Genomic DNA, 24,405 nt, shown 5'->3' on the forward strand with positions numbered 1-24,405 from the left:
GACGGGCCTAAAGGCTACCGGAGCGGCCCAGGGGATGCCACGCGGGCATGCCTGACGACACTGACCAGCGGGGCCCCCTCAGGGTGTCGGCAGGCCGGCGTGCTTCGTCATCCAGGCATCCAGCGCCTCGATCTCCAGCGGCCGACTGTAGAGATACCCCTGACCCAGGGCACAGCCGCGCTCTTGCAGGAAGGCCGCCTGCTCCGCCGTCTCCACGCCTTCGGCGATCACCTGCATATTCAGGTTGCGGCCCATCGCGATGATGGTGGCGGCGATCTCGCGGTCGGCGCTCTCGCTGGCAACGCCATCCACGAAACTGCGGTCGATCTTCAGGACATCCAGCGGGTAGGTCCTCAAGGCCGCCAGCGAGGAATACCCGGTCCCGAAGTCGTCGATGGCCAGCTTCACCCCCAGCGCCTTCAGGGCCACCAACCGTGCAATCGCCTGATCGCCCTGCTGCATGATCGCGGTCTCGGTGATCTCCAGCTCCAGCTGGGCGGCCGGGAAACCGGTCAGCGCCAGGATCTCCGCCACGCGATTGACGAAGTCGCTGCGCTGCAGCTGCACCGGGGACAGATTGACCGCCAGACCGAAATCTCCGGCGCCGCGGTCCAGCAATCGGCGCCCGGCATCGCAGGCCTCGCGCAATACCCACTCGCCCAGCGCAACGATCAACCCGGTGTCCTCGGCGATCGGGATAAAGCGATCTGGCGGGATCATCTCCCCCTGTGCCGGCTGCCAGCGCAGCAGCGCCTCCATGCCGAAGGGTTGCCCGTCCTCCAGCCGCACCTGTGGCTGGAAACGCAGCCGCAACTCGCCGGTGTCGTCCTGCAGGGCCTGGCGCAGTCGGTTCTCCAGCTCCAGGCGTTCGTCGGCCGCGCGTGTCAGGGCCTGGGTATAGACACTCCAGGTCTGGCGCCCGGAAGCCTTGGCCTGGTACATCGCCGCATCCGCGTGCTGGATCAGCGCGGTCACGGTGTCGCCATGATCCGGGTAGAGACTGATGCCGATGCTGCCATTCAGATAGACCGAACGCCCGTCCTCCAGCGTAAAGGGGCGCTCGAAGCTTGCCAGCAAACTGCGGGCGCAGCGCGCGATCTCGTCGTCACTATCCGGGTTCTCCGCCACAATCAGGAATTCATCGCCGCCCAGCCGACCCAGCACATGGGTTGGCCCAAGCTCCCCGCGCAGACGCCGCGCGACCTCCACCAGCACCTGATCGCCCGCCGGGTGCCCCATGGAATCGTTCACGTTCTTGAACCGGTCCAGATCGAGATTCAGCACCGCAATCCGGTGCCCATGCATGCGGGCACGCTCCAGCGCCTGCCCCAGCATCACCTGCAGCTGGCTGCGATTGGGCAGGTCGGTCAGGGCGTCGTTCTGAGCCAGGTACTGCAACTCTTCCTCCGAGCGGCGCAACTCGGACATGTCGGTCAGCACCCCGGAATAGTGCAGGGCCTGGCCCTGCTCGTCGTAAACGGTATTCAGGCTCAGCCACTGCGGGGCCACCTCGCCATTGTGCCGGCGGTTCCAGATCTCGCCCTGCCAGTGACCCTCGCGCTGCAGGCTGTCCCACATGTGCTTGAAGAACTCTCCGTCATGGCGCCCGGACTGCAGGAAACTCGGGTTGCGACCCATCGCCTCGGCCTCGGAAAAACCGGTGATGTCGACGAAGGCCGGATTCACCGCGACGATCCGCGGGGTCAGGTCGGTGATGATGATGCCGTCCCGGGTACTCTCGAATACCGCCGCCATGCGCCGCAGGCCCAGCAAGGCCTGGCGCCGTTCCAGCGCCGCCCCCAGACTGGAGGCGACGATGCGCGCCAGGCTCTGGTCCGCCTCGGTCCAGCGCTGCGCGCGCCGCACCCGGTCGAGCGCGAGGAACCCGCGGTACTCGCCCTCCACGTACAGGGGTACCAGCAGCACAGCCTGGCTTTGCGAGGCCTCCAGGATCGCGCGTTCCTCATCCGGCAGCTCGCGGGTCAGCACATCGACCGCACCGCCGCCCTGCAGGATCTCGTGCCAGCGCGGCAGGACCGATTCCAGGCTCAGGTTGCGCAGCGGCGGCGGGCGAATCATCTCCTCGGTATCCGAACGCACCCAGTAGTAGCGGTGGATATCCAGGGCCTCGCGCACCGCGTGGTCCAGCTCGGCCACCAACACATAAGCACGGTCGGCGCCAGCCTCCTGCCCCAGTTCGGCCAGCAGCCGGTGGATCACGCTGGCGGGGTTGTCCTCGCGCAACAGTTCCACGGTCAGCTCGGCGGCGGTCCGCAGCGCTCGCTCGCGATCGCCCAGGGCCTGTGAGACGCGCAGCTTCTGCGCCGCCAGCCCCGCGATCTGCGTGAACTCGTCGATCAGCACCCGTTCGCCGGGGTAGGGTCCGCGTGACGTGGCGAGATAAATACCCAGAGTGCCCAGCACGCCGCCGTCGGCATCCCGGAAGGGGAACGACCAGCAGGCGCCAAAGCCCGCCCCACGCACGAGATCGCGGAACCCGGCCCAGTTCGGGTGCGTCCCGCAGTCCTCGACGATCATCGGCTCGCCGCCCCACGCGGCCTCGCCGCAGGAGGCCATCCCCTGCGCAGCGCGGATCCGGCGGGTCGCACTGCGCAGGGGGTCCGGAAGCCGCGGAGCCGCCACGCCGTACAGTTCCTGGCTGTCGGCATCCAGCAGCATGATGCAACCGTGCAGGTCGGGGGCCAGCGACTCCAGGCCCTTGACCACATCCTCCAGCAGGCGCGGATCACGTTCGCCGGTTGCCAGCCGCGCCAGCACATTCCCACGCACTTCCTGGACGCGCTGGTCCAGCACCCGCCGGGTCACATCCACCAGACTCCCGGACAGGCCTGTGGCCCGGCCCGTCGCATCCAGATTGGCCTGGCCGCGCAAGTCCAGCCAGCACAGCGAGCCATCTGCCGCGAGCAGGCGAATCTCGGCCGCCAGCCGGCCATCCTCGGCCTCCGCCGCGCGGGACAGCAGCCGTGCCGCTATTCCGCGGTCCTCCAGCGGCATGAACGACAGCATCTCCTCACCGATCGCGGATTCCACCGAATGGCCGGTGATGGCCGTCCAGGCCGGATTGAGGAAGCGCCAGCAACCGGCGGCATCGGTCTCGAAGACGATATCGCCAGCGCGTTCGATCACCTCGCGGTAGCGCCGCTCCGAGGCCGCCAGCGCCACGCGCTCCCGCCGCAGCCGGGCACGGGCATGCACCTGGTCCAGCAGCATCGGCAGCGTCTTCAGGTAGCCCTCGTGCTTGACCGTGTAGTCGTCCACGCCCATGCGCAGGGCCCGCGCCGCCAGGTCCTCGCTGCCCTGCCCGGTGATCAGGATGGTCGGCAGATCCAGCCCGCGTTCCTCGCGCACCAGGCGCGCCAGTTCCAGACCGTCGATCCCGGGCAACCGGTAGTCCAACAGCAACAGGTCGAAGTCCCCGTCCCCGGCGGCACTTTCCGGCAGCAACGCCAGGGCCTCCTCGGCAGTGTGCACCGTCTCCAGCTGCACATGCGGGGCCGCGCGCGCCAGTTCGCGGCGGGTCAGGCCAACATCGAATTCGCTGTGCTCGGCATACAGCACCCGCAGCGGCTCGCAGGCCTCGGTGATGCGCAGTTCGCGGCGGGCGCGGGCATCCACCACCCGCCCCGGCAGGCGCTCCAGATAGCCGTCGGCCTTGGTCAGGTAGTCATCGGCGCCGGCACGAAACGCCGCCACCACCGTTTCCTGTTCGCCGTGACCGGTGAGTACCAGCACGGCCTCGCCGCGATTCACGGCGTTCAGCTCGCTGATCAGCTCAAGACCACTACCGTCCGGCAGGCGCAGGTCCACCACCACGCAGTCAAAGGCATCCGCACCGGTCAGCGCCGCGCGCGCCTCGGCCAGGGAACCCGCCGGGGACACGTCGGCGCCCGGCACCTGGCGCTCCAGGGCCCGGCGCTGCAGATCGGCATCTGCCGAATTATCTTCTACGAGCAGGATTCGCATGGGGTCTCGGGTTGCAAGGGCGGGCGACGGCTTCAGACCGGCGGGTGGTTGAGCAGGCACCAATAGAGTTTGACCTGCTCGGCAACGTCCAGGAACCTGGTGAAGCCCACCGGCTTCACAATGTAGGAGTTGGCGCCGCAGTCATAGGCAGTGGCGATGTCACGGTCCTCGCTGGAGGAGGTCAGCATCACCACCGGAATGCGCCGGAAGCGTTCGTGCGCGCGGATGCGCCGCAGCACCTCCAGTCCGTCCACCTTGGGCAGCTCGATATCCAGCAGGATCACCGCCGGTGGCGCGAGTTCGCCGCGCTCCCAGCGATCGAGAAACTCCAGGGCCTCCACACCATCGCGCGCGACCGTCAGCGGGTTGGAGAGGTTTCTCCGATCGAAGGCACGCCGCATCAGATCAATATCCACCGGGTTGTCCTCCACCACCAGGATGGAGGGCTGACGGCCGGCGTTGCTCATCGCGGGAACTCCACGTGGAAGGCGGCCCCCTCGCCCGGCGTGCCCTCGGCGCGGATCTCGCCGCGCAGGCGCTTGACTGCTCGCCGCACAAGGGCCAGGCCGACACCGGTCCCGGGATAGGCCTCGGCACGGTTCAGGCGCTGGAAGATATCGAAGATGCGATCCCGAAACACCATGTCAAAACCGATCCCGTTATCCCGCACCGTTATCCCGAGTGTAGCGCTGCGAGATTCGGCCTGCACCGTTACTCGCGGGGCCTCGCGCTCGGCACTGAATTTGAACGCGTTCTCCAGCAGGTTGCGCAGGATCAGGGCGACGCCATCCGGATCGCTGACGAAGCAGAGATCGGGGTCGATCTCGATACTCACCTCGGCGCGCTCGCGCAGTTTCGGATCCACCGACTCCAGCACCTCCTCCACCAGCGCGCGCACGCGGACGGTGCGCTCCTCCAGCGGCCGACGCTCCATGCGCGAGTAGGCCAGAAGATCCGAGATCAGGTCGTTCATCTGCGCCACGCCATTGCGGATATTGCTTAAGAAAGTACGGCCCTCACCCTCCAGCTGCTCGCCGTAGTCCGCCTCCAGCAACTGGCTGTAGCCCTCGATTCCGCGCAGGGGTGCCTTCAGGTCGTGCGAGACGGCATAGGAAAACGATTCCAGTTCCTGGTTCAGGGCCTGCAACGCGGCGGTGCGTTCGGCCACCCGCTGTTCGAGCGTGGCGTTCAGGTCGCGCAGCTCCAGCTCGTGGCGCTTGAGTTCGGTCACCTCCAGCACCGTGCCCTGGACGTAATGCCGGCCGTCGGCGCGCTCCATCGGCGCCTCCACCGTGATGCTGAACCAGGCCTCCCCACGCACCTCCGGCCGCGCCTTCAGGAGCAACCGTTGCGGACCGGGACGGCCGCCGGCGATCAGGGTCTCCATCGCCTCGGAGAAACTCGCCCCGTCCTCGGACTCGAGGTCGAAGAAATCGCGCGCAAAGGACTCCAGCGTCGGCGTGCCGTAATGGGCATCGCAGCCCAGCAGGGCATACAACCGATCCGACCACCACAGCTCGCGGGTCTCCAGCAGGTACTCCCAGCTGCCCAGCCCGGCGTGGCGCTCCGCCTGGCTCAACCGATCCACCTGGCGCGCCAGGGCCGCCTCCGCCCGCTTGCGCGCCTCGATATTGCGCACCGTCGCCAGCAGCAGCTTCTCGCCAGCGATCTCGGTCACCTGCAGGTTGACCTCCACCCAAAAACCGTCGCCGTCGCGGTGCCGGGCGCGCCACTCGAACACCAGCTGTTCGCCCCGCCGGGCGCGCTCGATCAGCGCCTTCTGGCGCTGGACGTCGAACCCGGTCTCGTCCACGCTCAAGTCGTCCACGCTGCAGGCCAGCAACTCGGCGCGGCTGTAGCCATACATATCCTCGGCCGCGGCATTGGCCCCGATCACGGCCTCGGTATCCAGGTCTTGCAGCAGGATCGCCTCCTGCACGTTGTCGAAGATCGCGCGGAAGCGGGTCTCGGAATCACGCAGGTCCTGCTCGGCGCGCCGGCGTTCGGTCACGTCCACCAGCAGGCCATTGATACGGATCACCTGCCCGGACTCGTCGCGGGTCAGCCAGGTCCGGTCTTCCACCCAGATCCAGCCCCCCGACCCGTCCTTCAGGCGATACTGCTGGGTGTAACGGTCCGGGCCGCGCTCGATGTGCGCGGCGACCTCGGTCACGATGCGGTCGATATCATCGGGGTGGATCAGGTCGGCATAGTGCACCTCGCCGCGCAGCAGGGCATCGCGGGCGATGCCCCAGCGCTCGATATTCGGGGAGACAAAGGTGACCGGCCAGCCGGGGGTGGTAGCCCACTCGATGGCAACCACCGGGGAACGTTCAACAATCCCGGTGAGCCGGCGCGCCTCGCGCGTGGCGCGGTCACGGGCCTTGAGGGGAAAATACACCAGCAGGAACAGGAGGATAGCCGTAACCACCACGTAGCCCCAGCCCTTGAGGGTTTGCAACTGCCCCAGCAGCTCCAGATCGTCGACCATCAGCAGCAGGGCCCGGTCGGACAGGGCAATCCAGAGCAGCCCGACAACCAGATACAGCACGGCGATGAGTAACGCGGTGCGCCCCGCGCTGGGTTTCCAGCTTTCCTTGTTGCCTCCCGCCATGCCATTCCTCCGACCGCCACGGAGACCCGGCCGGCATTCCCTGCCCGCCAGCTGTCCTGTCTCGAGCATCGACCACCCGTGGCCCAAGCGCAACCCAGGGCAGGCGGGGCCGGTTTGCGGGCTTCGGAGCGCGGTTCGAAAATGGTATTCTTCGCCGCTCCCGCAAGCGGACGCAGCGATGTTCAAGCAACTCGAAGGCGAGCCCCGTGGCGAGCGCCACCCGACCCCAGTGGTCCTGGATCGCCTGAAGCTCAATGCCGGCGGGCTGATCCCCGCCATTGCCCAGCAGCACGACACCGGCGAGGTCCTGATGCTGGCGTGGATGAACCGCGAGGCCCTGGACGAGACCCTGGCGACCGGACGCGTCTGCTACTACTCGCGCTCGCGCCAGGCATTGTGGCGCAAGGGCGAGCAGTCCGGGCAGGTGCAGCAGCTGCATTCGCTGCACCTGGACTGCGACGGCGACACCCTGCTGCTGAAGGTCGACCAGACCGGCCCCGCCTGCCACACGGGGCGGCGCAGCTGCTTCTACCTCCAGGTCGAACAGGACACCGTCGTGGTGACCAGCGATCCCGAGATCGCCCCCGAGACGCTGTACGGCAAGGACACCGGGCAATGAGCGCGGCCCGGACCCTCAGACTGCACAACACCCTGGGCGGGCGCGACGAGCCGTTCGTGCCCCAGGACCCGGAGCGGGTGACGCTCTACGTCTGCGGCCCCACCGTGTACAACCGCGTGCACATCGGCAACGGCCGGCCGGTGGTCGTGTTCGACGTGCTGTTCCGCGTGCTGCGCGAGCTCTACGGCCCGGATCACGTGGTCTACGCCCGCAACATCACCGACGTCGACGACAAGATCAACAAGGCCGCCGCCGACAACGGCGAGCCCATCGCCGCGCTGACCGAGCGCTTCACCCGGGCCTTCCACGAGGACATCGCCGAACTCGGCACGCTCAAGCCGACCCTCGAGCCGCGCGCGACCGAACACATCCAGCCGATGATCGAGCTGATCGAACGCCTGATCGAACGCGGCCATGCCTACGTGGCCGACGACCACGTGCTGTTCGACGTGACCTCCTACCCGGACTACGGCGCCCTGTCCGGGCGCTCGCTGGCGGACATGCAGGCCGGCGCCCGGGTCGAGGTCGCCGACTACAAGCGCCACCCCGGCGACTTCGTGCTGTGGAAGCCGGCCGCGGCGGGCGAGCCCGGCTGGGAGAGCCCCTGGGGCACGGGCCGCCCCGGCTGGCACCTGGAGTGCACGGCGATGATCCGCAGCCACCTGGGCCCGATGATCGACATCCACGGCGGCGGCCACGACCTGGTCTTCCCGCACCACGAGAACGAGATCGCCCAGGGCTGCGCGGCCGAAGGCTGCCACGAGCACGGTACCCACTACGCCCGTTATTGGGTGCACAACGGGCACCTGACCATCGACGGCGAGAAGATGTCCAAGTCACTGGGCAATTTTCAGCTGCTGCACGACCTGCTGCAGCACTACCCCGGCGAGGTCCTGCGCCTGGCGCTGCTGTCGCGCCACTACCGCGCCCCGCTGAACTTCTCGGAAGAGACCCTGACCCAGTCGCGCAACAGCCTGAATGGCCTGTACCGCGTACTGCGCGATGTGGCCGATATCAAGGCCGACGACATTGCTGCCTCCGACACGGCCGTGTTCACGGCGTTGCTGGACGACCTGAACACCCCCGCCGCGATCACCGCGCTGCACCGCATGACCGACGCCCTGGCAACAGCATCCGACGATGCCGAACGGGCCCGCCGCAAGGGTGAACTGCTGGCGGGCGCCGCCCTGCTGGGTCTGCTGCAACAGGACCCGGCCGCGTGGTTTCAGGGCGACGCCGGGGACGATGACCTGGCCGCCTGGGTGGAGGAGCGCATCGCCGCACGCAAGTCCGCGCGCCAGGACCGCGACTTCGCCAAGGCGGATGCCATCCGCGACGAACTCGTCGCGCGCGGCATCGAGCTGGAAGACACGCCGGATGGCACGCGCTGGCAGCGCGCCACCTGAAGCCGATGCATCTGCACCCCTGGCTCATGCGATTGACGCTGGTTCTGGGCCTGCTCCTGCCAGCCGGCGCGCTCGCCCACCCGCATGCGTGGATCGACCTGCGCATGGGGCTGGTCTTCGACGATGCCGGCAACCTGGCGAGCATGCAGCAATCCTGGCGCATCGACCCGACCTACAGCCACATGCTGCTGGAAGACCTGACCCGGGACCTCGACGGCGCCACCGGCATCGATGCGGCGCTGGAACACGCCGCCGAACGCATGCTCGGAAACCTGGCTGCCTATGACTACTTCACCGAACTGAACCTGGGCGACGAGCGCCTGGACGTGCCGCCGGCCCGCAACGCGCGCCTGACCCTGGAGGACCGGCGCCTGCACCTGCGTTTCGAGCTGCCGCTGGACGAACACGACATCACCGCCGGTGACGCCTTCACCTACCGCGTCTTCGATCCGGAATACTGGATCGAGATCCGGCACGATCCGGACGACATCGTCTTCGTGGAGAATCGGCCCGGTTGCGAGGTCGCCGTCACCGAGCCCCGACCGGACCCGCAGCTGATCCGCTACGCCGCCACCCTGGAACGTTCGGACCGCAGCCCGGTCAACGACCTGGGCCGTCACTTCGCGGAAACCGCCACGCTGGAATGCGACTGAGCCTGGTGCTGCCGCGCGATCGGACGCCACGCACACCACACCGCAGACTGAGTGTTATACAGTAACGCCATGCGCACCGACCAAGACCTGTTCCGCCGCCCTTCCCTCAACCTGCTACTTCTGTTGCTGGCCCTGCTGTTTGGCGGCTCCGGACTCGTGCAGGCCGAGACCGGCCACCCGCTGGGCGCCCCCACCGGGGCGCCCGCCAGCGGCAATCAGGCGCCAACCCCACTGGTTGAGCCCCCGGGCCACCTGGAACGCCTGACCGGCTGGATGCTGCAGACCCAGCGGCAGTTGCACCGCAGCCTGACCGAGGGCCTGCACGCCCTGCGCGACGGTCCTACCGCACAAACCGCCGGGGCGCTCATCCTGGTCAGCCTGCTCTACGGGATCTTCCACGCCGCCGGCCCCGGCCACGGCAAGGCGGTGATCAGCGCCTACCTGCTGACCCAGCCGCAGAACCTGCGGCGCGGGATCCTGCTATCCACCGCCTCCGCGCTGGCGCAGGGCGTCACCGCCATCGCCCTGGTCGGTGTGTTGATCGGCCTGTTCGGCTGGCTGGCGCGCGACACCCTGGGTCAGGTACGCACCCTGGAGATCGCCAGCTTCGCCCTGGTCGCGCTGCTCGGGCTGTGGCTGATGGTTCGTGCCCTGCGCCATGCCTGGCGGCTGCATCGCGCCCACCGCGCTCAAGCCCACGATCACGATCACGATCACGATCATGCGCACGAACACGACGCGCACTGCGGCTGCGGCACCCCGCACCACGTGGATCCCAACCAGCGTGGTACCTGGTGGGGCACGGTGCTGGCCGTCGGCATTCGACCCTGTTCCGGCGCGGTGCTGATCATGGCGGTCTCCACCGCCCTGGGCCTGGCCTGGGCTGGCGTGGCCGCCGTGCTGGCGATGTCACTGGGCACGGCGGCGACGGTCTCGGTGCTGGCGACCCTCGCCGTCTCCGCGCGTGACTGGACCCGTCGCTGGCTGGGCCCGACGCGCATGGGCCGGCTCACCTACATTGGGCCGTCCCTGGGCCTGGCCGGAGGCGGCGTAATCGCCCTGATCGGTCTCAGCCTGGTCCTCGGCGCCATCGCCTACCAGCCCGTTGCCCACCCGCTGGGGATTCGCTAGGTTTAATCCCTCGACAGGTTGTCCACGGGGCCCCGCTTGCCCCGGATGGACGCCTCCTCTAACGTCCGGGTCATCCGACCCCAGCGCGCGAGGCCCTCATGTCATCGACCACCATCACCCCGGAACAGGCCCCCACCCTGCCGGCGCTGTTCCGCACTCGGGTCTCCATGAGTCGGGATGCCCCGGCCTATCGCCACTTCAGCGCCGACGACCAGACCTGGAAGCAGACCACCTGGGGCGAAATGGCCGCGATGGTGGATCGCTGGCAGGCCGCGCTGGCGCGCGAAGGTTTCAAGCCCGGGGAACGCGTTGCGCTGATGCTCGGCAACTCGCGCGAGTGGGTCGCCCTCGACCAGGCCGCCAGCGAACTGGGGCTGATTACCGTGCCGCTGTACACCGACGACCGCCCCGACAACGTCGCCTACATCATTGGCCAGACTCAGGCGCGCCTGCTCTTGCTGGGCGAGAGCATGCACAACCGGCGCCTGTCCGAACACTTCGAAAACATGCCCTCGCTCAAGCGCATCGTGTGTCTGGGCCAAACCGAGGGTGAGCCCGATGACTCGCGGGTGATGCACCTCGACCGCTGGCTGGAACGCGGCGACCCCGACCACGTGCGTCGCCCGGACCTGGACCCCCTGGGCCTGGCGACCATCGTGTTCACCTCCGGCACCACGGGGCGACCCAAGGGCGTGATGCTGTCGCATCGCAATATTCTCGACAACGCCCAGGCCTCTTCCACCGCCGGACCGCTGTCGGATACCGACCGCTTCCTCTCCTTCCTGCCCTTGTCCCACATGCTGGAACGCACCGGCGGCTATTACATGCCCATGCTGATCGGCGCCGAGGTCGCCTTCGCGCGCTCCATCCAGGGTCTGGGCGAGGATCTGATGTCCGTGCAGCCCACTGTGCTGATCTCGGTCCCGCGCATCTACGAACGTGTGCATGGCCGTATCCAGGCCGGCCTGAAAGAGAAATCCGCGATCGGCCGTGGCCTGTTCAAGGCCACGGTGGCCATTGGCTGGCGCCGCTTCGAATACCAGCAGGGCCGTACATCCTGGTCCCCGGGCTTGCTGCTGTGGCCCCTGCTGGAGCGAATCGTGGCGCACAAGGTGCTGAATCGCCTGGGCGGCAAGCTGCGCTTCGCCGTGTGCGGCGGCGCGCCGCTGCCGCCACCGATTGCCCGCTTCTTCATCGGCCTCGGCCTCCCGGTACTGCATGGCTACGGCATGACCGAATCCAGCCCGGTGGTCAGCGTGAACACCCCGGACGACAACCTGCCCGCCTCCATCGGCAAGCCCCTTCCGGGGATCGAAGTAAAGATCGGCGAAATGGACGAGCTGCTTACCCGTTCCAGCAGCGTCATGCTTGGCTACTGGAAGAACGAAGAGGCCACCGCCTCCACGATCGACCAGGATCACTGGCTGCACAGCGGGGATCAGGCACGAATCGACGACGATGGCCGCATCTTCATCACCGGACGCCTGAAGGACATCCTCGTGCTGACCAATGGCGAGAAGGTCCCACCGGCGGACATGGAGATGGCCATCGCCCTGGACGCCCTGTTCGATCAGGTCATGGTGGTCGGCGACGGCCACTCCTTCCTGAGCGCCCTGGTGGTCCCCGAACCCGAGGCCTGGGCGACCTTCGCCGAGGACCACAACCTCGACCCCAGTGCCGCCGGACGCCTGTCGCGTGCTACCGAGCGCGCCCTGCTCCAGCGCATGCAGTACCAGCTACGCGACTTTCCCGGCTACGCCAGGATCCGCCACGTCCACGTGGTGCACGAACCCTGGTCAGTGGACAACGGCATGCTGACCCCGACCATGAAGCTCAAGCGCCCGGTCATTACCAAGCACTACGCCAAAGCCATCGAGGCCATGTACGCCGGCCACGACTGATCTTTTCTCTTTTTATCCACCACGAAGCGCCCTTTGACCCACCGGAAGCACCCCAAAAACGAAAAAGGCCCCGCAGCGCAACGCCGCGGGGCCTTGATGGGCGCGCCAGGCGCGCCGCCGGTTCAGATGAACAGGCAGATATCGGACTCGCCGGCGAACTCGAAGAACGCGGCGGCCCCGGCATATTCCACGCCGTCGATGAATTCGCTGGTGTCCATGTCGAACAGGTCCACCGTCATCTGGCAGGCAATCATGCGTACCTCGGCCTCCAGGCACAGCTCGCGCAGGTCGCCCAGATCGGAGACGCCCTTCGCCGCCATCTTTTTCTTCATCATCACGGTCATCATCTTCTGCATGCCCGGCAGGGCCTGCAGAAGCACCGGCATCGGCATCGGCATCGGCATGCCCGGATTGCCCAGCGAGGTCACCTGCAGATCCAGTTTCTTGCGCAGCAGCTGCAGGCCGTAGAAGGTAAAGAACACCTCGCAGTCGTACCCCAGAGCGGCCGCCGTGGAGGCGAGGATGAAGGGCGGATAACCCCAGTCCAGGCTACCCTTCGTGGCAATGATGGCCATCTTCTTTTGATCACTCATTTCTACTTTCTCCTCCAGTGGTAACAGGAATCGGATCCGCCACAGCCCCCTGCGCACGATCCGTCCCCAGTTGGTTAAAGCCCGTGGGTGTCGGGGCGGGAGGGCCTACTGCTCCGACGCCTGACGCCCCCTGCGCCAGTCGCGGATCAGTGCACACCCGGCACAAACCCCCAGCGCTGCCATGCTGGCCCATACCGAGATGGGCACCAGGATCATGGCCAGCGCGAACATAAGCCACGCCAGTATGGTCATCGTTCTCCTCCTGCACAACATTAGCGGCCGGTAATCGCACCCGCTGGTCGTGCTGCTTGCTGCGAGCCGGCGCAGGAGGAGACATCATGCCTGCCCCTACCCCTAGCGCCTCTCCGGCGCCTCCGGCTCGGCGTAATCGCGGGGCGCATCCGTGCCCGGCGTCGGGTTCGGGGCCGGGGCTTCCGGCTCCTTCGGGTTGTAGACATCGCTGGCCGAGGCCCGCCCGCCCTGGCGCGAGACCGGGCTGGCATCCACAAACTGGTTGTTCAGGCGCTGGATGTAGGCCTCGGCGCGGTCGCGCAGCTGATGCAGGCGGCCGATCATCCGCCGTCCCAGACCCAGCGGTGCTCGTCCCATCATCGGGCGCCAGGGACGCGTGTTCTTCTCGAAGGCCGCGCGCCAGTTACCGGCGGGGGTCTCGGTCGGCAGCGTCCGCGCGATGCGGCGCGCCAGCCAGCGGCGATTGAAGAAGTGAATCCCGCCGAGCACGATGGCCAGCACCACGATGCCAAAGACCGTCAGCAACGGGCGCTCGCCCATGGACTGCCAGACGCTGCCATCGGTCCACGGGGCCACACCACCAGTCCACTGGTAGCCAATCAGGCCCAAGATCACCGCGACCACCGCGAACATCCCGGCGTCGAACTGCATGACACGGCGGCGCCAGCGTGCGAGCGCACGTTGCAGCGCCGGCATGACGTCCATCTCGATGGATTCGGCGATCGCCTGCAGCGAGCCAAGGATCCGGTAGGAACGCGAGGAACTGATCTCCTGGATCTTGGCGTGGATCTCCTGACGGTCGCGCCGGGATTTTTCCTCGTAGCGCTCGCGCACCTGAGGATCGCCGATCTCGACCGCCGCACTCTCGTTGTACAGGCAATAGAAGCGCCCGGTGGCATTGCCCTGACGCACCACGGCGCGCTGCCAGGCGGAAACAACCTCTTCCAGGTTGTCCTCGCGCCAGGTGGTGTCGATCTGGTTAAGGATAAACACCAGTTTGGTGAAATCATTGCGTTCGGCGACGCGATTGACCAGGTGCTCCAGGGTGTCGCGCATCGCGCCCGGTTCCGGGTGGCGGGCATCGAAGAACACCAGTACCAGGTCGGACAGATCGATGATGTGGTCGGTCAGCTGCAGGATTGTCGCGCGCTGCTCGTCGGCATCGAACCCGGGAGAGTCGATGATGATGCGCCCGCGCAGATGCTCCGCGCGCGCGGTCTTCATCGCGAGGAAATGATCCACCGTACGCCCGCCACCGTCGGTGATGCGCTCGATCTCGTCGGATACGCGATAGAACGGGAAACGCGGATCGCCGTCCAGCGCGAGCCCCGGCAACTCCTGCACGTGCTCGCTTCCGCCGTAGCTGATCACGGTGAACTTGTCGTCTACCGCCTGCGAACCGCTGCGCTGCACGGTGGTGCCCACGTATTCGTTGATGAAGGTGGACTTGCCGGCCGAGAACGTCCCCAGCATGGCGATCATCGGCCACCAGGAGATGGTGAAGGCGTAGGAGTCTTCGGTGGGATCCAGCAGACCGGCCGCATAGCCGACCCGGTCCAGATCACGGAAGGGGTCGACCACCCCTTTCAGGACCGGATTCTCTTCGGCAAGGCGGTCGCTGAGCAGCTTGAGCTGCTTGCGTACCCGAGGGCCAGGACGATTGAACATGCGGACTCCGTCAGTCGAAACGCGTGATCAGCGCGGGTAATACGGCCCCGGCGAACCCCGGACCGGACCGCTCTGATCGGTGAATGGGTTGAACATGTTCATCATACCCATGGGCGCCCCCACATTGCGATTCAGACTCCACATATCCTGTTGCATGCCCGTGATCGCGCCCGCCATCACGCTGGTATCCCGCGTCATCGAGCCGATATTGGCATCCATCGAGCGCGTATTGCCCGCGATCACCGCCACTTCCTCGTTCATTACCCGCATGGTGTTGTTGATGTCCGTCATCTGGTGGTCCATCGAGGCCATGTGCCCGGCGATGGTGGACATGTCGCGATCGACCACCTGGGTCATCTGGGCGATCTCCTGGGTCAACTGGCTGACATCCCGGGTCAGGCTGGTGATCAGCCAGAACCCGTAGATGGCCAGGACCACGAAGGCCAACAACGCGGCGTACACAATCAGCTCCACACGCCGGGAGCGGGCATCCGCCTTGTCCGCCTCGTCGCGGACCCTGTTGAAATCACTGTTGCTCTCGTCGCTCATTGAACGCCCTTGGTCGATGCATGGAAACGGGTTCGATACCCCCGTCAGAAGGCGCCGACGGCGGCGCGGTCAATGATTTCCTCCAGTGATTCCTTCACAAAAATGGCCTGCTCGCGCAGATCCTCGGGCAGCGGGCGCCCTCCGTGGATCATCGGCTCCAGATCCAGCGTCATCAGCCACAGATTGCCCTCGGCATCTTCCTGCAGCACGATCCGGCACGGCAGATACGCAGCCATCGCCGAGCTGTGGCGAACCATCTGCGCGGCAATCGCCACATCACAGAACATATAGATCTTCAGAAACGGAAAGTCCTCCCCAGTAACGCTTCGTACCTCCTCCCCCATCGGCAATTCGCCGACGTTGCGGATATTCAGCTCGTTGGCCACCAGGCGCAGAATATCCTCGACCTCTTCGACCGCCAGGCCCGCGTCCACCTTGCGCTTGTAGACCATGGCCTCCGCGGCGTCGCCGGTCTCCAGCACCGTGCGGGCCATCTGCGAATAGACCTTGGGCGCCTGGGAATCCAGCGAGCGGACCTGACCGAGGTAGGGCTCGAAAGCAAAAATGGCATACCCCACCCCAATCAGTGCCAGCAATCCGATCACGACCAACGCATTGCGTATGAAGCGCATGAAGCTCTCCTGCTCGGTGCCCGCCGCCCGGTGATCACCGGACGCGACACATTATTGTTTCTTGCGGCGGTTGCGCCCGAACAGGGCTACAGCCAGGGCGTCCAGCTCGGCGGCGGCCTTGCCGCGGGGCTCCAGTTCGCGCACCGAGAGCCCTTCGCTGAAGGAACGGCGAAAGGCCATGCGCTGCTTCAGCCGCGGTTTCAGCAAGCGGACCCCCTCGATCTGCTGCAGCGCCTCGTGCGTCTCGTCGGTCTCGCGCACGGCCTGGTGCGTATCGGCACGATTGATGAAAGCCAGGATCTCGGGACGATCACGCGACCCCCGTTGCTCCTGAATGCGCTGAACGAAGCGATAAGTCGACCAGACGTCCGCCTGGCTGGGCGGCACCGGGATCAGCACACGGTCGGCACCCTCCACCGCAGTCATCAGGGAGGCCATGTCCGACGCACCGACATCAATCAGCACCTCGTCGTAATCACCCGCGCGCGAGCGGACCGCATCGAGATCACTGACCCCGTCCAGCGCGGGTTCGTAGCCTTCCTCGTGGCGCACCTCCAGCACATCGCTGAGGGTTCGCTGCGGATCCAGATCCACGGTCAGGGCGCGGCGACGCCCCTCCAGCAACCACAGGGCCAGGTTAAAGGCCACGGTACTCTTGCCGGTACCACCTTTCAGATTGGCGACGACGGTCTGCATGGCGTCTCCTTCGAGCATTGCGGATTGGCGGCTACGCGCAACCCACCAATCCGCACGGCTCCGAAAAAAAGGGGCCTGCCCGACACCGGGCAGGCCCGAACAGAGGCGGGACTTAGTTGCCCTGGCCCTGCTGCTGCGGCATCTGACCCTGCGGACCATAGCCCTGCGGACCATAGCCCTGCGGACCATAGCCCTGCGGACCGTAGCCCTGAGGACCGTAGCCCTGCGGGCCGTAACCCGGACCGTAGCCGTAGCCCGGGCCGTAGCCATAACCCGGATGGCCGTAACCCTGACCATAACCCTGGCCGTAGCCATCCCCATAGCCGTGGCCGCGGCCACGACCGCTGGCGGAGAAGTCAAAGTTACCGTCGCCCATCATGTCGCCCATCATGTCGCCCATGCCGTAATTACGACCGGAGCCGTAACCGGGGCCACCGAAGAACGGCATGCTCGGGCCATAGCCGTAGCCCGGGCCATAGGCACCGGGGCCATACCCGTAGCCGGGGCCGCCCCACTGGGCGGAGGCCATCATCGGGGCGGCCAGGCCACCCAGGGAAACGGCGAGAACTGCTGCTTTGACCAACTTGTTCATGGTGCTACCTCCTGAAGGAGTCATGCCCTCAATTTGAATGCGTGCACGCGGGGAGGGCTTCTCGAATGCACGCCTTACTGGTCAGGGGAACGGGAAACCGCCCATCCCCCAGGGGAAGACCGAAGACGGCCCGCCCATACCCGGGTAACCGGACTGCCCCGGATACCCGTATGGATAGCCCCCCGGCATCCCGCCAGGGGTGTGGAACGACGGAGCACCCGGTGTGCCGTACGGGTGTTGCGGCCCGTAGCCGCGGTACGCAGGAGCGTGCTGCGGCGGGCCTGGCGCATCCCGCGATTCGCCCCGCCGTGACGGGTCGTAATCGCGGTCCGGAAAACGCCCGCGCGGGCGTTCCGGGGCCGACCGCTGCACCTCCGGCGTACCGGAGGCCCAGGGGTTGTGGCGATCACTCGCCGCCAGGTCGGCGGCCGGCAACAGAAACCCCGTGGCCAGCAATACCCCGAGTATCGGGGCGTTTCTGACCCGCCTGCGTTTCGGTTGACCGGACTGCCTGCCCTGCATGGCGAACTGCCTCCGTCTGGCTTCCACTCCGACGGGCACCAGCGCCCGTCGGCATGCGATCCCCGATCCGCAGATCAGTCTTCGCCTTCTTCCTGCATGGATTCACGACGCTCCTGCATCATCTCCATGCGGCGCTCACGCTGGCGCTCCATCTCTTCCTCGTACGCCGCACGCCCGGCTTCCATCGCCTTCTGACGCGCTTCGCGCATGGCTTCCATCTCTTCCATGCGCTCCTGGCGCTCGGCGTGCTGGGCCTGGATGCGCTCACGCATCTCTTCTGGCATGTCTTCCGGCAGGTTGTCCGGATCGAACTGCTGCATCTGGCCGTAGCCCTGACGCTGCTGCATGCCATAGCCCGGCTGCATCATGCCCGGATGGCCGAAGCCACCCTGCTGCGGACCGGGGCCGTAACCGGGGCCATACCCCGGGCCGTATCCCGGACCATAGCCCTGATGGCCGCGACCATAGCCCTGGCCGTACCCATCACCGTGGCCGCGCCCGTAGCCCTGACCCTGACTGCGCCCGGACATGCCGAAGCTGAAGTCACCGGAGCCTTCACGCTGCTGCATCATCCCGCCACCGGGATGTGCGCCCATGCCGGAGCCGTACGGGGCACGGCCGTAGGGGCCGGGCACCGGGCCCTGCTGGCCCATCGCCGGACCCTGGCCGTAGCCCTGACCCTGGCCCTGTTCCTGGGCCTGGGCGACGCCCAGGGCCAGCACGGATGCCACGGCGGCACTGGCCAGCGTGGTACCAATCATTCGGGAATTGAAACGCTTCTTCATTGCGAACCTCCTCGAGGTCTTGCTTGCATGTTCACTTGAGTCGAATCCCTCGTCGGGTGCGGCCCTTGCCGGGTGTACCCGACTTGCCGCTCCCCTTGGGGGTACTGCCGCTGTCCTTGCGGCCGGTCTTGCTGCTCGTGGTGCCGGTCTTGCTTGTCCCGCCGGCCTTCTTGTTGGATGCCGTCGACGCGCGCTTGTTCGCGCTCGCGCTGCCCGTTTTCCGGGTTCCGGTGCCCTTGCTGGTGCTGCGTGCGCGTCCTTGCGTGGCGTCACCGGACACGGACGTGTCGCCGGGGGTCTTTCTCGCGGCTGCGGTGGACTTGCCCTTCGCGCTTACCGAGGTGCCCGCTGGCGACTTCTTCGTAGCCTTGGTCCCCGCGGTATCGCCAGCACCCCGCGTGGAGCCGGCTTTCCCGGCACGCGACCCGACCGGGGTAGTCGATGCGGTCGTCTTGCCTGCCCCGGCGCGAGACGTGGTCCTGGAGGTGTCCGCCTGTTTCGCGGTCCCCGCGTCGGGCTTCTCAGCCTGAGCGCGGCTGGACGGCGCGGCACCGGCGTCCTGGGCTCCGGCATTCCCAGTGGCCGGTGTGGAGGCCGCTCGCTCAGGGGTGCCGGTCGGCTCAGATTCCTGCGCAACAGGGCCCGGCGGCTTCGAGTCCGCCGACGGGTTTTCCGAACGGGGCTGCGGAGTCGCCGCACCCCCGCCGGAACCCGCGCCCGACGCACCACCGCTCCCCGGGGCACCGCCCGTCGGCCCGCCAGGCCCGGCGAAGGGACCGCCCGATCCGCCGCTGGGCGGCGGGGGGCCGCCATCGCCATTGCGGCGGCGTTCAATGAAAGACCGAATCAGGCGCCCCAGGGCGAGCGCCAGGTCGCGCAGGCCCTCGAGGAAGGCCACAACCAGGCATTTGAGATAAAGCCCTGCGTATTGCACGACCTGGGTGACCGGCCCGCCCTCGCGCGGGCCGAACAGGTCATTCCCCTCGCCGGATGCCCCCGGAGACGCACCCTGGGTCGCGCTGGCCGTCACACCGGCATGCACAACATGACCATTGCCATTGCCATTGCCATTGCCACAGCCGGCCGTGGCCGCACCGTCTTCGTCCAGGCTGGTCGGGCAGAAGGCGCGGCGGCCGGAGATACAGCCCAGCGGGATCACCACCAGGGTCAGCAGGGTGGCCACCACCGTGCCGAACATCAGCGAGATCGCCATGCCCTGGAAGATCGGATCGAACAGGATCACGCTGGAGCCGGCCAGCAGGGCCAGCGCGGTGATGATGATCGGACGGGTACGCGCCTGGCAGGCCAGGATCATCGCGTCGCGCACGTCGTGGCCCTCGTCCACCGCCTGACGACCGAAGTCCACCAGCAGGATCGAGTTGCGGACAATAATCCCCGCAAGCGCGATGAAGCCGATCATCGAGGTCGCGGTGAATTCGGCGTTCATCAGCCAATGACCGGGAATAATGCCGATCAGGGTCAGCGGGATCGGGGCCATGATGATGCCCGGCAACACGAAGTTGCCGAACTCCCAGACCACCAGCATGTAGATCAGGATCAGCGCGATCGCGAAGGCGATCCCCATGTCGCGGAAGGTCACGTACGTCACCGTCCACTCGCCGGCCCATTCGAAGGCGGTCGAGCCATCATTGGGCGGCGGCCCCAGCCAGTGCGGCTGCACCTGGCTGCCATCCGGGAGACGGTAGTCCTCCAGCTGTTCCTGGACCTCCAGCATGCCGTACACCGGCGCGGCCAGACGCCCGACCACCTCGCCGGTCACGTACTCCACCGGACGCAGGTTCTTGTGGTAGATCGGCTCGTCCTGCGGGCGCTGGACGAATTCGCCCAGCTCGGCCAGCGGGATCGACCCGCCCTGCCGGGTGGAGATCGGCAGCATCTCCAGCTGCCGGATGTCATTGCGCGTTGCCATCGGCAGACGCATCTCGATCAAATGCGGCTCGACCAGCGACTGCGCCTTTACATCGCCCAGGATCTGCCCGCCGATCGCGGTCTCCAGGGTTCGATTGATGGTGTCCACGGTCACACCGCGGCGCAGCGCCTTGTCGCGATCCACATCGAAGTGCCAGACGTTGTGTGGCGCCTGCAGGAAGCTGTCCACATCGGCCACGTGCTCGGCACCGGCGAACATGCCCTCGAGATCGCGGGCCACCCCGCGGCGGGTGGCGGCGTCCGGGCCATACACCTCGGCCACGAGCGACTGCAGCACCGGCGGACCCGGCGGCATCTCGACCACCTGGATGCGCGCGCCGGCCGCCTCGGCCAGCGGGGTCAGGCGTTCGCGCGCCTCGGTGGCAATATCGTGCGAGGTCCGGCTGCGGTCGCCCTTGTCCACCAGCTGCACCTGGATGTCCCCCTGCCAGGGTTCGTTTCGCAGGTAGTAGTGCCGCACCAGGCCGTTGAAATTGAACGGCGACGCGGTCCCGACGTAGGACTGCAGAGCCACCACCTCGTCCATCTCGCGCAGGGCGCTGGCCATGTCGTGGCTCAGCGTCGCGGTCTCGGTCAGGGCCGTGCCCTCGGGGAAGTTCACCATCACCTGGAACTCGGGCTTGTTATCCAGGGGCAGCATCTTCACGCGGACATCCGTGGTCATGAACAGGCTGACCATCAGGAAGAAGATCACGATGACGGCGATCAGAAAGGCGTAGCCGCGCACCCGATTGTCGGCCAGCCCCGGGATTACCGTGCGGTAGAACCGCCCCAGCTTTTCCGCCTGGCGATGTTCCTTGTCGGTGGCCTTTTCCAGATACGCCATGCTCGGACGCAGGCGCTGGGTGAGCCACGGCGTGAATACAAACGCCGCCACCAACGAGAACAGCATGGCCACGGACCCCAGCACCGGGATCGGCTGCATGTACGGGCCCATCATCCCGGAGACGAAACCCATCGGCAGCAGGGCCGCGATGACCGTGAAGGTGGCCAGGATGGTCGGGTTGCCGACCTCGCGCACCGCATCCACCGTGGTCTCGGTATCCATGCCGCGCTTCATCAGCCAGCGTCGGTAAATATTTTCCACCACCACGATGGCGTCATCGACCAGGATGCCGATGGAGAAGATCAGCGCAAACAGGCTGACGCGATCGATCGTGTAGCCCAGCAGCCACGCGCTGAACACAGTGAACAGGATCACCACCGGGATCACGATCAGCACCACGACCGCGGCACGAACTCCCAGGAACAGGCCCACCAGGATGGTCACCGCGAAGGTGGCGATGAACAGCTTGAAGAGCAGCTCGTTGACCTTCTCGTTGGCGGACTTGCCGTAGTTGCGCGAAACCGCCACCTCGACGTTGTCCGGGATCACGCTGCCCTTCAGACGCTCCAGGCGTTCGAGTACGTCGTTGGCGACGGTCACCCCGTTGCTGCCGGGCTTCTTGGCAATGGCCAGCGTGACCGCCGCGGCGCCTTCCGGTGCCGCATCCGGTTGGGGTGCTGCCGGGCCGGAGTAGTGGCGCACGAACCGCTCCAGCTCGCCCGGGCCGTACGTTACCTCGGCCACATCGCGCAGATAGACCGGCTGGCCGTCGCTGACCGCAACCAGGAGTTGCTCGAGATCGGCGGCGCCGGTGAAGAAACGCCCGGTGTACACCGCGGTACTCAGCCCCCCGCTCTCGATGCGTCCTGCCGCGCCCTCGACATTCGCCGACTGCACGGCCTGGGCGATCTGATCCAGGCTGATGTCGTAGCCCGCGAGGCGTTCCGGCAACACCTCGATGCGCAGGCGCTCCTCGCGTCCACTGACCACGAAGCTCTGGTTGGTGTCGGGGACCTCGTTCAGCTGCTGCTGCGCATCCAGCGCGATCTGGCGCAACAAGGCGTCGTCCACCTCATGCGACCAGAAGGTCAGGTTAACCACCGGCACGTCATCCGCACCCTTGACCTTGACCATTGGCTCGCTGACGCCGGGCGGCATCAGGTCGCGATTGGCGATCAGCTTGTCGTGCACCTTGACGATGGAGGACTCCATGTCCTCGCCGACGTCGAACTGCACGGTCACCATCGCCTCGCCGCGATGCGACGCGGAGTAGACGTTGTCTACCCCGGTAATCTCGCTCATCAGCCGCTCCAGCGGCCGCGCCGCCAGGCTCGCCACCTGCTCGGAGGGCACGCCGGGGTAGGACACCATGATGTCCACCATCGGCACGGAGATCTGCGGGTCCTCCTGGCGCGGGGTGACCATCAGGCCGAGAATGCCGATCGCGATACTGGCGATCAGCAGCAGCGACGACAGCGGCGAATGGATGAAGGCCGCCGCCATGCGCCCGGCAATGCCGGGGTCACCGTGTTTCTGCCGGAAACCGGTATCGGATTGTTTGTCGTCTTCGGCCATCGAGCTTGAACAGTCCTGTTGTCAGTCTGGCGTCCCGAGCACCGGTTCGGCCGGCGCGTCGCCACCGGTGCACCTGCCAGGGGGCAGCAACCGGCGCTGATAGTCCCGGCCTGCAGCCGGGTATGGATCCCTACATACGGCTCCAGGGGTCCGTGACACCGTCGCGGCGTCCGACGCCCGAATCCGGGGAACCGCGCCCCACGGCCTGGCCGGAACGCACACCCGCGCCCGGTCGGGCCAGGATCTGCATGCCCGGCTCCAGCCCGGAGGTCACCACCACCTGGTCGCCGCGTCCGCCACCCAGGCGCACCATGCGCACGCGGACGTGGCCCTCGCCATCAAGCACGGCCACGCGCGGCAAGGCACCGCCCGGGATCAATGCCGAACGCGGGATCACGACCCGGTTACCGGAAAGCTCGCCCTGCGGCAGATGCACCGCCGCATGCATGCCCGGCCCACCGCGCACGCCCTGCGGCAGGTCGAACTTGACCGTGACGGTGTGGCGCTGCGGGTCAGCCAGGGGGAAGATCCGGGCGACCCGGGCCTCCACTTCGTCACCGGTATCCAGCCGCACCTGCACGTAGTCGCCTTCCTGCAGGCCGCTCACCAGCCGCACCGGCACCTGCGCCTCGACGCGCAGGAATTCGACATGGCCGAAGCTCACCAGCGGCTGACCGGGCTGGACGGTATCGCCCTCTTCCACGTGCTTGTGCATCACCAGGCCATCGAAGGGCGCCTCGGACCGGGTGTCGCGGATGGCCGCGTCCAGTTCGGTGACCCGGGCCCGGGCCTGCTCCCAGCGCGCCTGCGCCTGATCCACGCCGATGTAGCGGGAATAGAGATCCGTACGGCGATCCAGCGCGGGATCGCCCATGCCCATGACCTGGCCCATCGGCTGGGTGAACATCTGGTCGAACATCGACGGCACGCCCATGCCCGGCATCTGGCCAATACTGCGCGACTGCGGCGAGACCATCTCGCGGCCGTACTGCATCTGGGCCTCGCGGATCGCAGCCTCGGCGGTGCGCATCTCGGCCTCGGCCGCCTGGCGCTGGGCGCGCAGCCGGTCGTCGCTAATAGCGACCAGCACCGCCCCCTGTTCGAAGCGGTCGCCCTCGGCGCCGGCCACATCCACCACGCGCCCCGCGGATTGCGCGGTCAGGGTGACTTCACGATAGGGGACCACGGTGCCACTTACGGTCTGAGTGGCCGCCTGATCCGGCTCCACCGTGAGGATCGGACCAGCGGCGTGGGCCGCCGAGATGCCGAACAACGGCAGGGCCAGTGCGGTACCCAGGAGGGTGCAGGCCAGGAGGCGTCGGGAAACTCGAGCAAGCATGATCGTCCTACCTCGCGCCGAATGTCGCGATGAAAGAAGGCGCCCGCACCCGGCGCACCTGCGCACACGGGACCGGGGGCAGGGAATGGACCGCACTCGACCGGACGCCGGGGAAACT

At 67.0% G+C, this 24,405-nt stretch carries 18 protein-coding genes; 5 read left to right on the top strand and 13 right to left on the bottom strand.

Annotated elements, in window-relative coordinates:
• Positions 1-78: 78 nt before the first annotated feature.
• From D575_RS0102875 to D575_RS0102885, 3 genes are read right to left on the bottom strand one after another with little or no spacing between them, the layout of a single operon-like run.
• Complete coding sequence (locus D575_RS0102875; protein ID WP_018144407.1) at positions 79-3,984, bottom strand: EAL domain-containing protein; 3,906 nt, start codon at positions 3,982-3,984, stop codon at positions 79-81.
• 32 nt (positions 3,985-4,016) lie between these two features.
• Positions 4,017-4,451, bottom strand: a complete 435-nt coding sequence (locus tag D575_RS0102880; protein ID WP_018144408.1) for a response regulator — start codon at positions 4,449-4,451, stop codon at positions 4,017-4,019.
• Positions 4,448-6,535 carry a PAS domain S-box protein gene (locus D575_RS0102885; RefSeq protein WP_026182027.1) on the bottom strand — a complete coding sequence of 696 codons (2,088 nt, stop codon included), beginning with the start codon at positions 6,533-6,535 and terminating at the stop codon, positions 4,448-4,450. The genes D575_RS0102880 and D575_RS0102885 overlap by 4 nt, the downstream gene beginning before the upstream one ends.
• A gap of 241 nt (positions 6,536-6,776) precedes the next feature.
• Between D575_RS0102885 and hisI the strand changes: the two genes are divergently transcribed.
• From hisI to D575_RS0102910, 5 genes are all read left to right on the top strand, one after another.
• Positions 6,777-7,217 carry a phosphoribosyl-AMP cyclohydrolase gene (hisI, locus tag D575_RS0102890; RefSeq protein ID WP_018144410.1) on the top strand — a complete coding sequence of 147 codons (441 nt, stop codon included), beginning with the start codon at positions 6,777-6,779 and terminating at the stop codon, positions 7,215-7,217.
• Complete coding sequence (gene cysS / locus D575_RS0102895) at positions 7,214-8,623, top strand: cysteine--tRNA ligase (RefSeq protein ID WP_018144411.1); 1,410 nt, start codon at positions 7,214-7,216, stop codon at positions 8,621-8,623. The genes hisI and cysS overlap by 4 nt, the downstream gene beginning before the upstream one ends.
• Before the next feature lie 5 nt (positions 8,624-8,628).
• A complete protein-coding gene (locus D575_RS0102900) occupies positions 8,629-9,276 on the top strand; it encodes a DUF1007 family protein (RefSeq protein ID WP_018144412.1) in 648 nt (215 codons plus the stop codon).
• A gap of 69 nt (positions 9,277-9,345) precedes the next feature.
• Positions 9,346-10,407, top strand: coding sequence for a nickel/cobalt transporter (locus tag D575_RS0102905; protein WP_018144413.1), 1,062 nt, complete (start codon positions 9,346-9,348; stop codon positions 10,405-10,407).
• Between the two features lie 98 nt (positions 10,408-10,505).
• Entirely contained in the window at positions 10,506-12,308 is a 1,803-nt protein-coding gene (locus D575_RS0102910; RefSeq protein ID WP_018144414.1) for a long-chain fatty acid--CoA ligase, read from the top strand.
• Between the two features lie 122 nt (positions 12,309-12,430).
• Here D575_RS0102910 and D575_RS0102915 read toward each other — a convergent pair whose 3' ends face one another.
• From D575_RS0102915 to D575_RS0102960, 10 genes are all read right to left on the bottom strand, one after another.
• Positions 12,431-12,901, bottom strand: a complete 471-nt coding sequence (locus D575_RS0102915; RefSeq protein ID WP_018144415.1) for a DsrE/DsrF/DrsH-like family protein — start codon at positions 12,899-12,901, stop codon at positions 12,431-12,433.
• 105 nt (positions 12,902-13,006) lie between these two features.
• Complete coding sequence (locus D575_RS14440; protein WP_018144416.1) at positions 13,007-13,153, bottom strand: hypothetical protein; 147 nt, start codon at positions 13,151-13,153, stop codon at positions 13,007-13,009.
• Between the two features lie 102 nt (positions 13,154-13,255).
• Complete coding sequence (locus D575_RS0102925) at positions 13,256-14,821, bottom strand: dynamin family protein (RefSeq protein WP_018144417.1); 1,566 nt, start codon at positions 14,819-14,821, stop codon at positions 13,256-13,258.
• Between the two features lie 27 nt (positions 14,822-14,848).
• Positions 14,849-15,370, bottom strand: a complete 522-nt coding sequence (locus tag D575_RS0102930; RefSeq protein ID WP_018144418.1) for a hypothetical protein — start codon at positions 15,368-15,370, stop codon at positions 14,849-14,851.
• Positions 15,371-15,414: 44 nt separating this feature from the next.
• Positions 15,415-16,002, bottom strand: coding sequence for a DUF302 domain-containing protein (locus D575_RS0102935; RefSeq protein ID WP_018144419.1), 588 nt, complete (start codon positions 16,000-16,002; stop codon positions 15,415-15,417).
• 51 nt (positions 16,003-16,053) lie between these two features.
• Complete coding sequence (locus tag D575_RS0102940) at positions 16,054-16,698, bottom strand: AAA family ATPase (protein WP_018144420.1); 645 nt, start codon at positions 16,696-16,698, stop codon at positions 16,054-16,056.
• Between the two features lie 112 nt (positions 16,699-16,810).
• On the bottom strand, positions 16,811-17,290 hold the full coding sequence (locus tag D575_RS0102945; RefSeq protein ID WP_018144421.1) for a hypothetical protein: 480 nt from the start codon (positions 17,288-17,290) through the stop codon (positions 16,811-16,813).
• 596 nt (positions 17,291-17,886) lie between these two features.
• Entirely contained in the window at positions 17,887-18,597 is a 711-nt protein-coding gene (locus tag D575_RS0102950) for a sulfur globule family protein (protein WP_018144422.1), read from the bottom strand.
• A gap of 31 nt (positions 18,598-18,628) precedes the next feature.
• On the bottom strand, positions 18,629-22,948 hold the full coding sequence (locus tag D575_RS0102955; protein WP_018144423.1) for an efflux RND transporter permease subunit: 4,320 nt from the start codon (positions 22,946-22,948) through the stop codon (positions 18,629-18,631).
• 130 nt (positions 22,949-23,078) lie between these two features.
• A complete protein-coding gene (locus D575_RS0102960) occupies positions 23,079-24,287 on the bottom strand; it encodes an efflux RND transporter periplasmic adaptor subunit (RefSeq protein ID WP_018144424.1) in 1,209 nt (402 codons plus the stop codon).
• Positions 24,288-24,405: the final 118 nt, after the last annotated feature.

The organism is Thioalkalivibrio sp. AKL6 (assembly GCF_000376905.1).
Taxonomy (GTDB): Bacteria; Pseudomonadota; Gammaproteobacteria; order Ectothiorhodospirales; family Ectothiorhodospiraceae; genus Thioalkalivibrio; species Thioalkalivibrio versutus.

Coding starts and splice junctions, on each gene's coding strand:
- cysS (WP_018144411.1), top strand. CDS start 7,214: ATGAGCGCGGCCCGGACCCTCAGACTGCACAACACCCTGGGCGGGCGC.
- D575_RS0102875 (WP_018144407.1), bottom strand. CDS start 3,984: ATGCGAATCCTGCTCGTAGAAGATAATTCGGCAGATGCCGATCTGCAG.
- D575_RS0102880 (WP_018144408.1), bottom strand. CDS start 4,451: ATGAGCAACGCCGGCCGTCAGCCCTCCATCCTGGTGGTGGAGGACAAC.
- D575_RS0102955 (WP_018144423.1), bottom strand. CDS start 22,948: ATGGCCGAAGACGACAAACAATCCGATACCGGTTTCCGGCAGAAACAC.
- hisI (WP_018144410.1), top strand. CDS start 6,777: ATGTTCAAGCAACTCGAAGGCGAGCCCCGTGGCGAGCGCCACCCGACC.
- D575_RS14440 (WP_018144416.1), bottom strand. CDS start 13,153: ATGACCATACTGGCGTGGCTTATGTTCGCGCTGGCCATGATCCTGGTG.
- D575_RS0102925 (WP_018144417.1), bottom strand. CDS start 14,821: ATGTTCAATCGTCCTGGCCCTCGGGTACGCAAGCAGCTCAAGCTGCTC.
- D575_RS0102945 (WP_018144421.1), bottom strand. CDS start 17,290: ATGAACAAGTTGGTCAAAGCAGCAGTTCTCGCCGTTTCCCTGGGTGGC.
- D575_RS0102930 (WP_018144418.1), bottom strand. CDS start 15,370: ATGAGCGACGAGAGCAACAGTGATTTCAACAGGGTCCGCGACGAGGCG.
- D575_RS0102900 (WP_018144412.1), top strand. CDS start 8,629: ATGCATCTGCACCCCTGGCTCATGCGATTGACGCTGGTTCTGGGCCTG.
- D575_RS0102960 (WP_018144424.1), bottom strand. CDS start 24,287: ATGCTTGCTCGAGTTTCCCGACGCCTCCTGGCCTGCACCCTCCTGGGT.
- D575_RS0102910 (WP_018144414.1), top strand. CDS start 10,506: ATGTCATCGACCACCATCACCCCGGAACAGGCCCCCACCCTGCCGGCG.
- D575_RS0102940 (WP_018144420.1), bottom strand. CDS start 16,698: ATGCAGACCGTCGTCGCCAATCTGAAAGGTGGTACCGGCAAGAGTACC.
- D575_RS0102935 (WP_018144419.1), bottom strand. CDS start 16,002: ATGCGCTTCATACGCAATGCGTTGGTCGTGATCGGATTGCTGGCACTG.
- D575_RS0102950 (WP_018144422.1), bottom strand. CDS start 18,597: ATGAAGAAGCGTTTCAATTCCCGAATGATTGGTACCACGCTGGCCAGT.
- D575_RS0102915 (WP_018144415.1), bottom strand. CDS start 12,901: ATGAGTGATCAAAAGAAGATGGCCATCATTGCCACGAAGGGTAGCCTG.
- D575_RS0102905 (WP_018144413.1), top strand. CDS start 9,346: ATGCGCACCGACCAAGACCTGTTCCGCCGCCCTTCCCTCAACCTGCTA.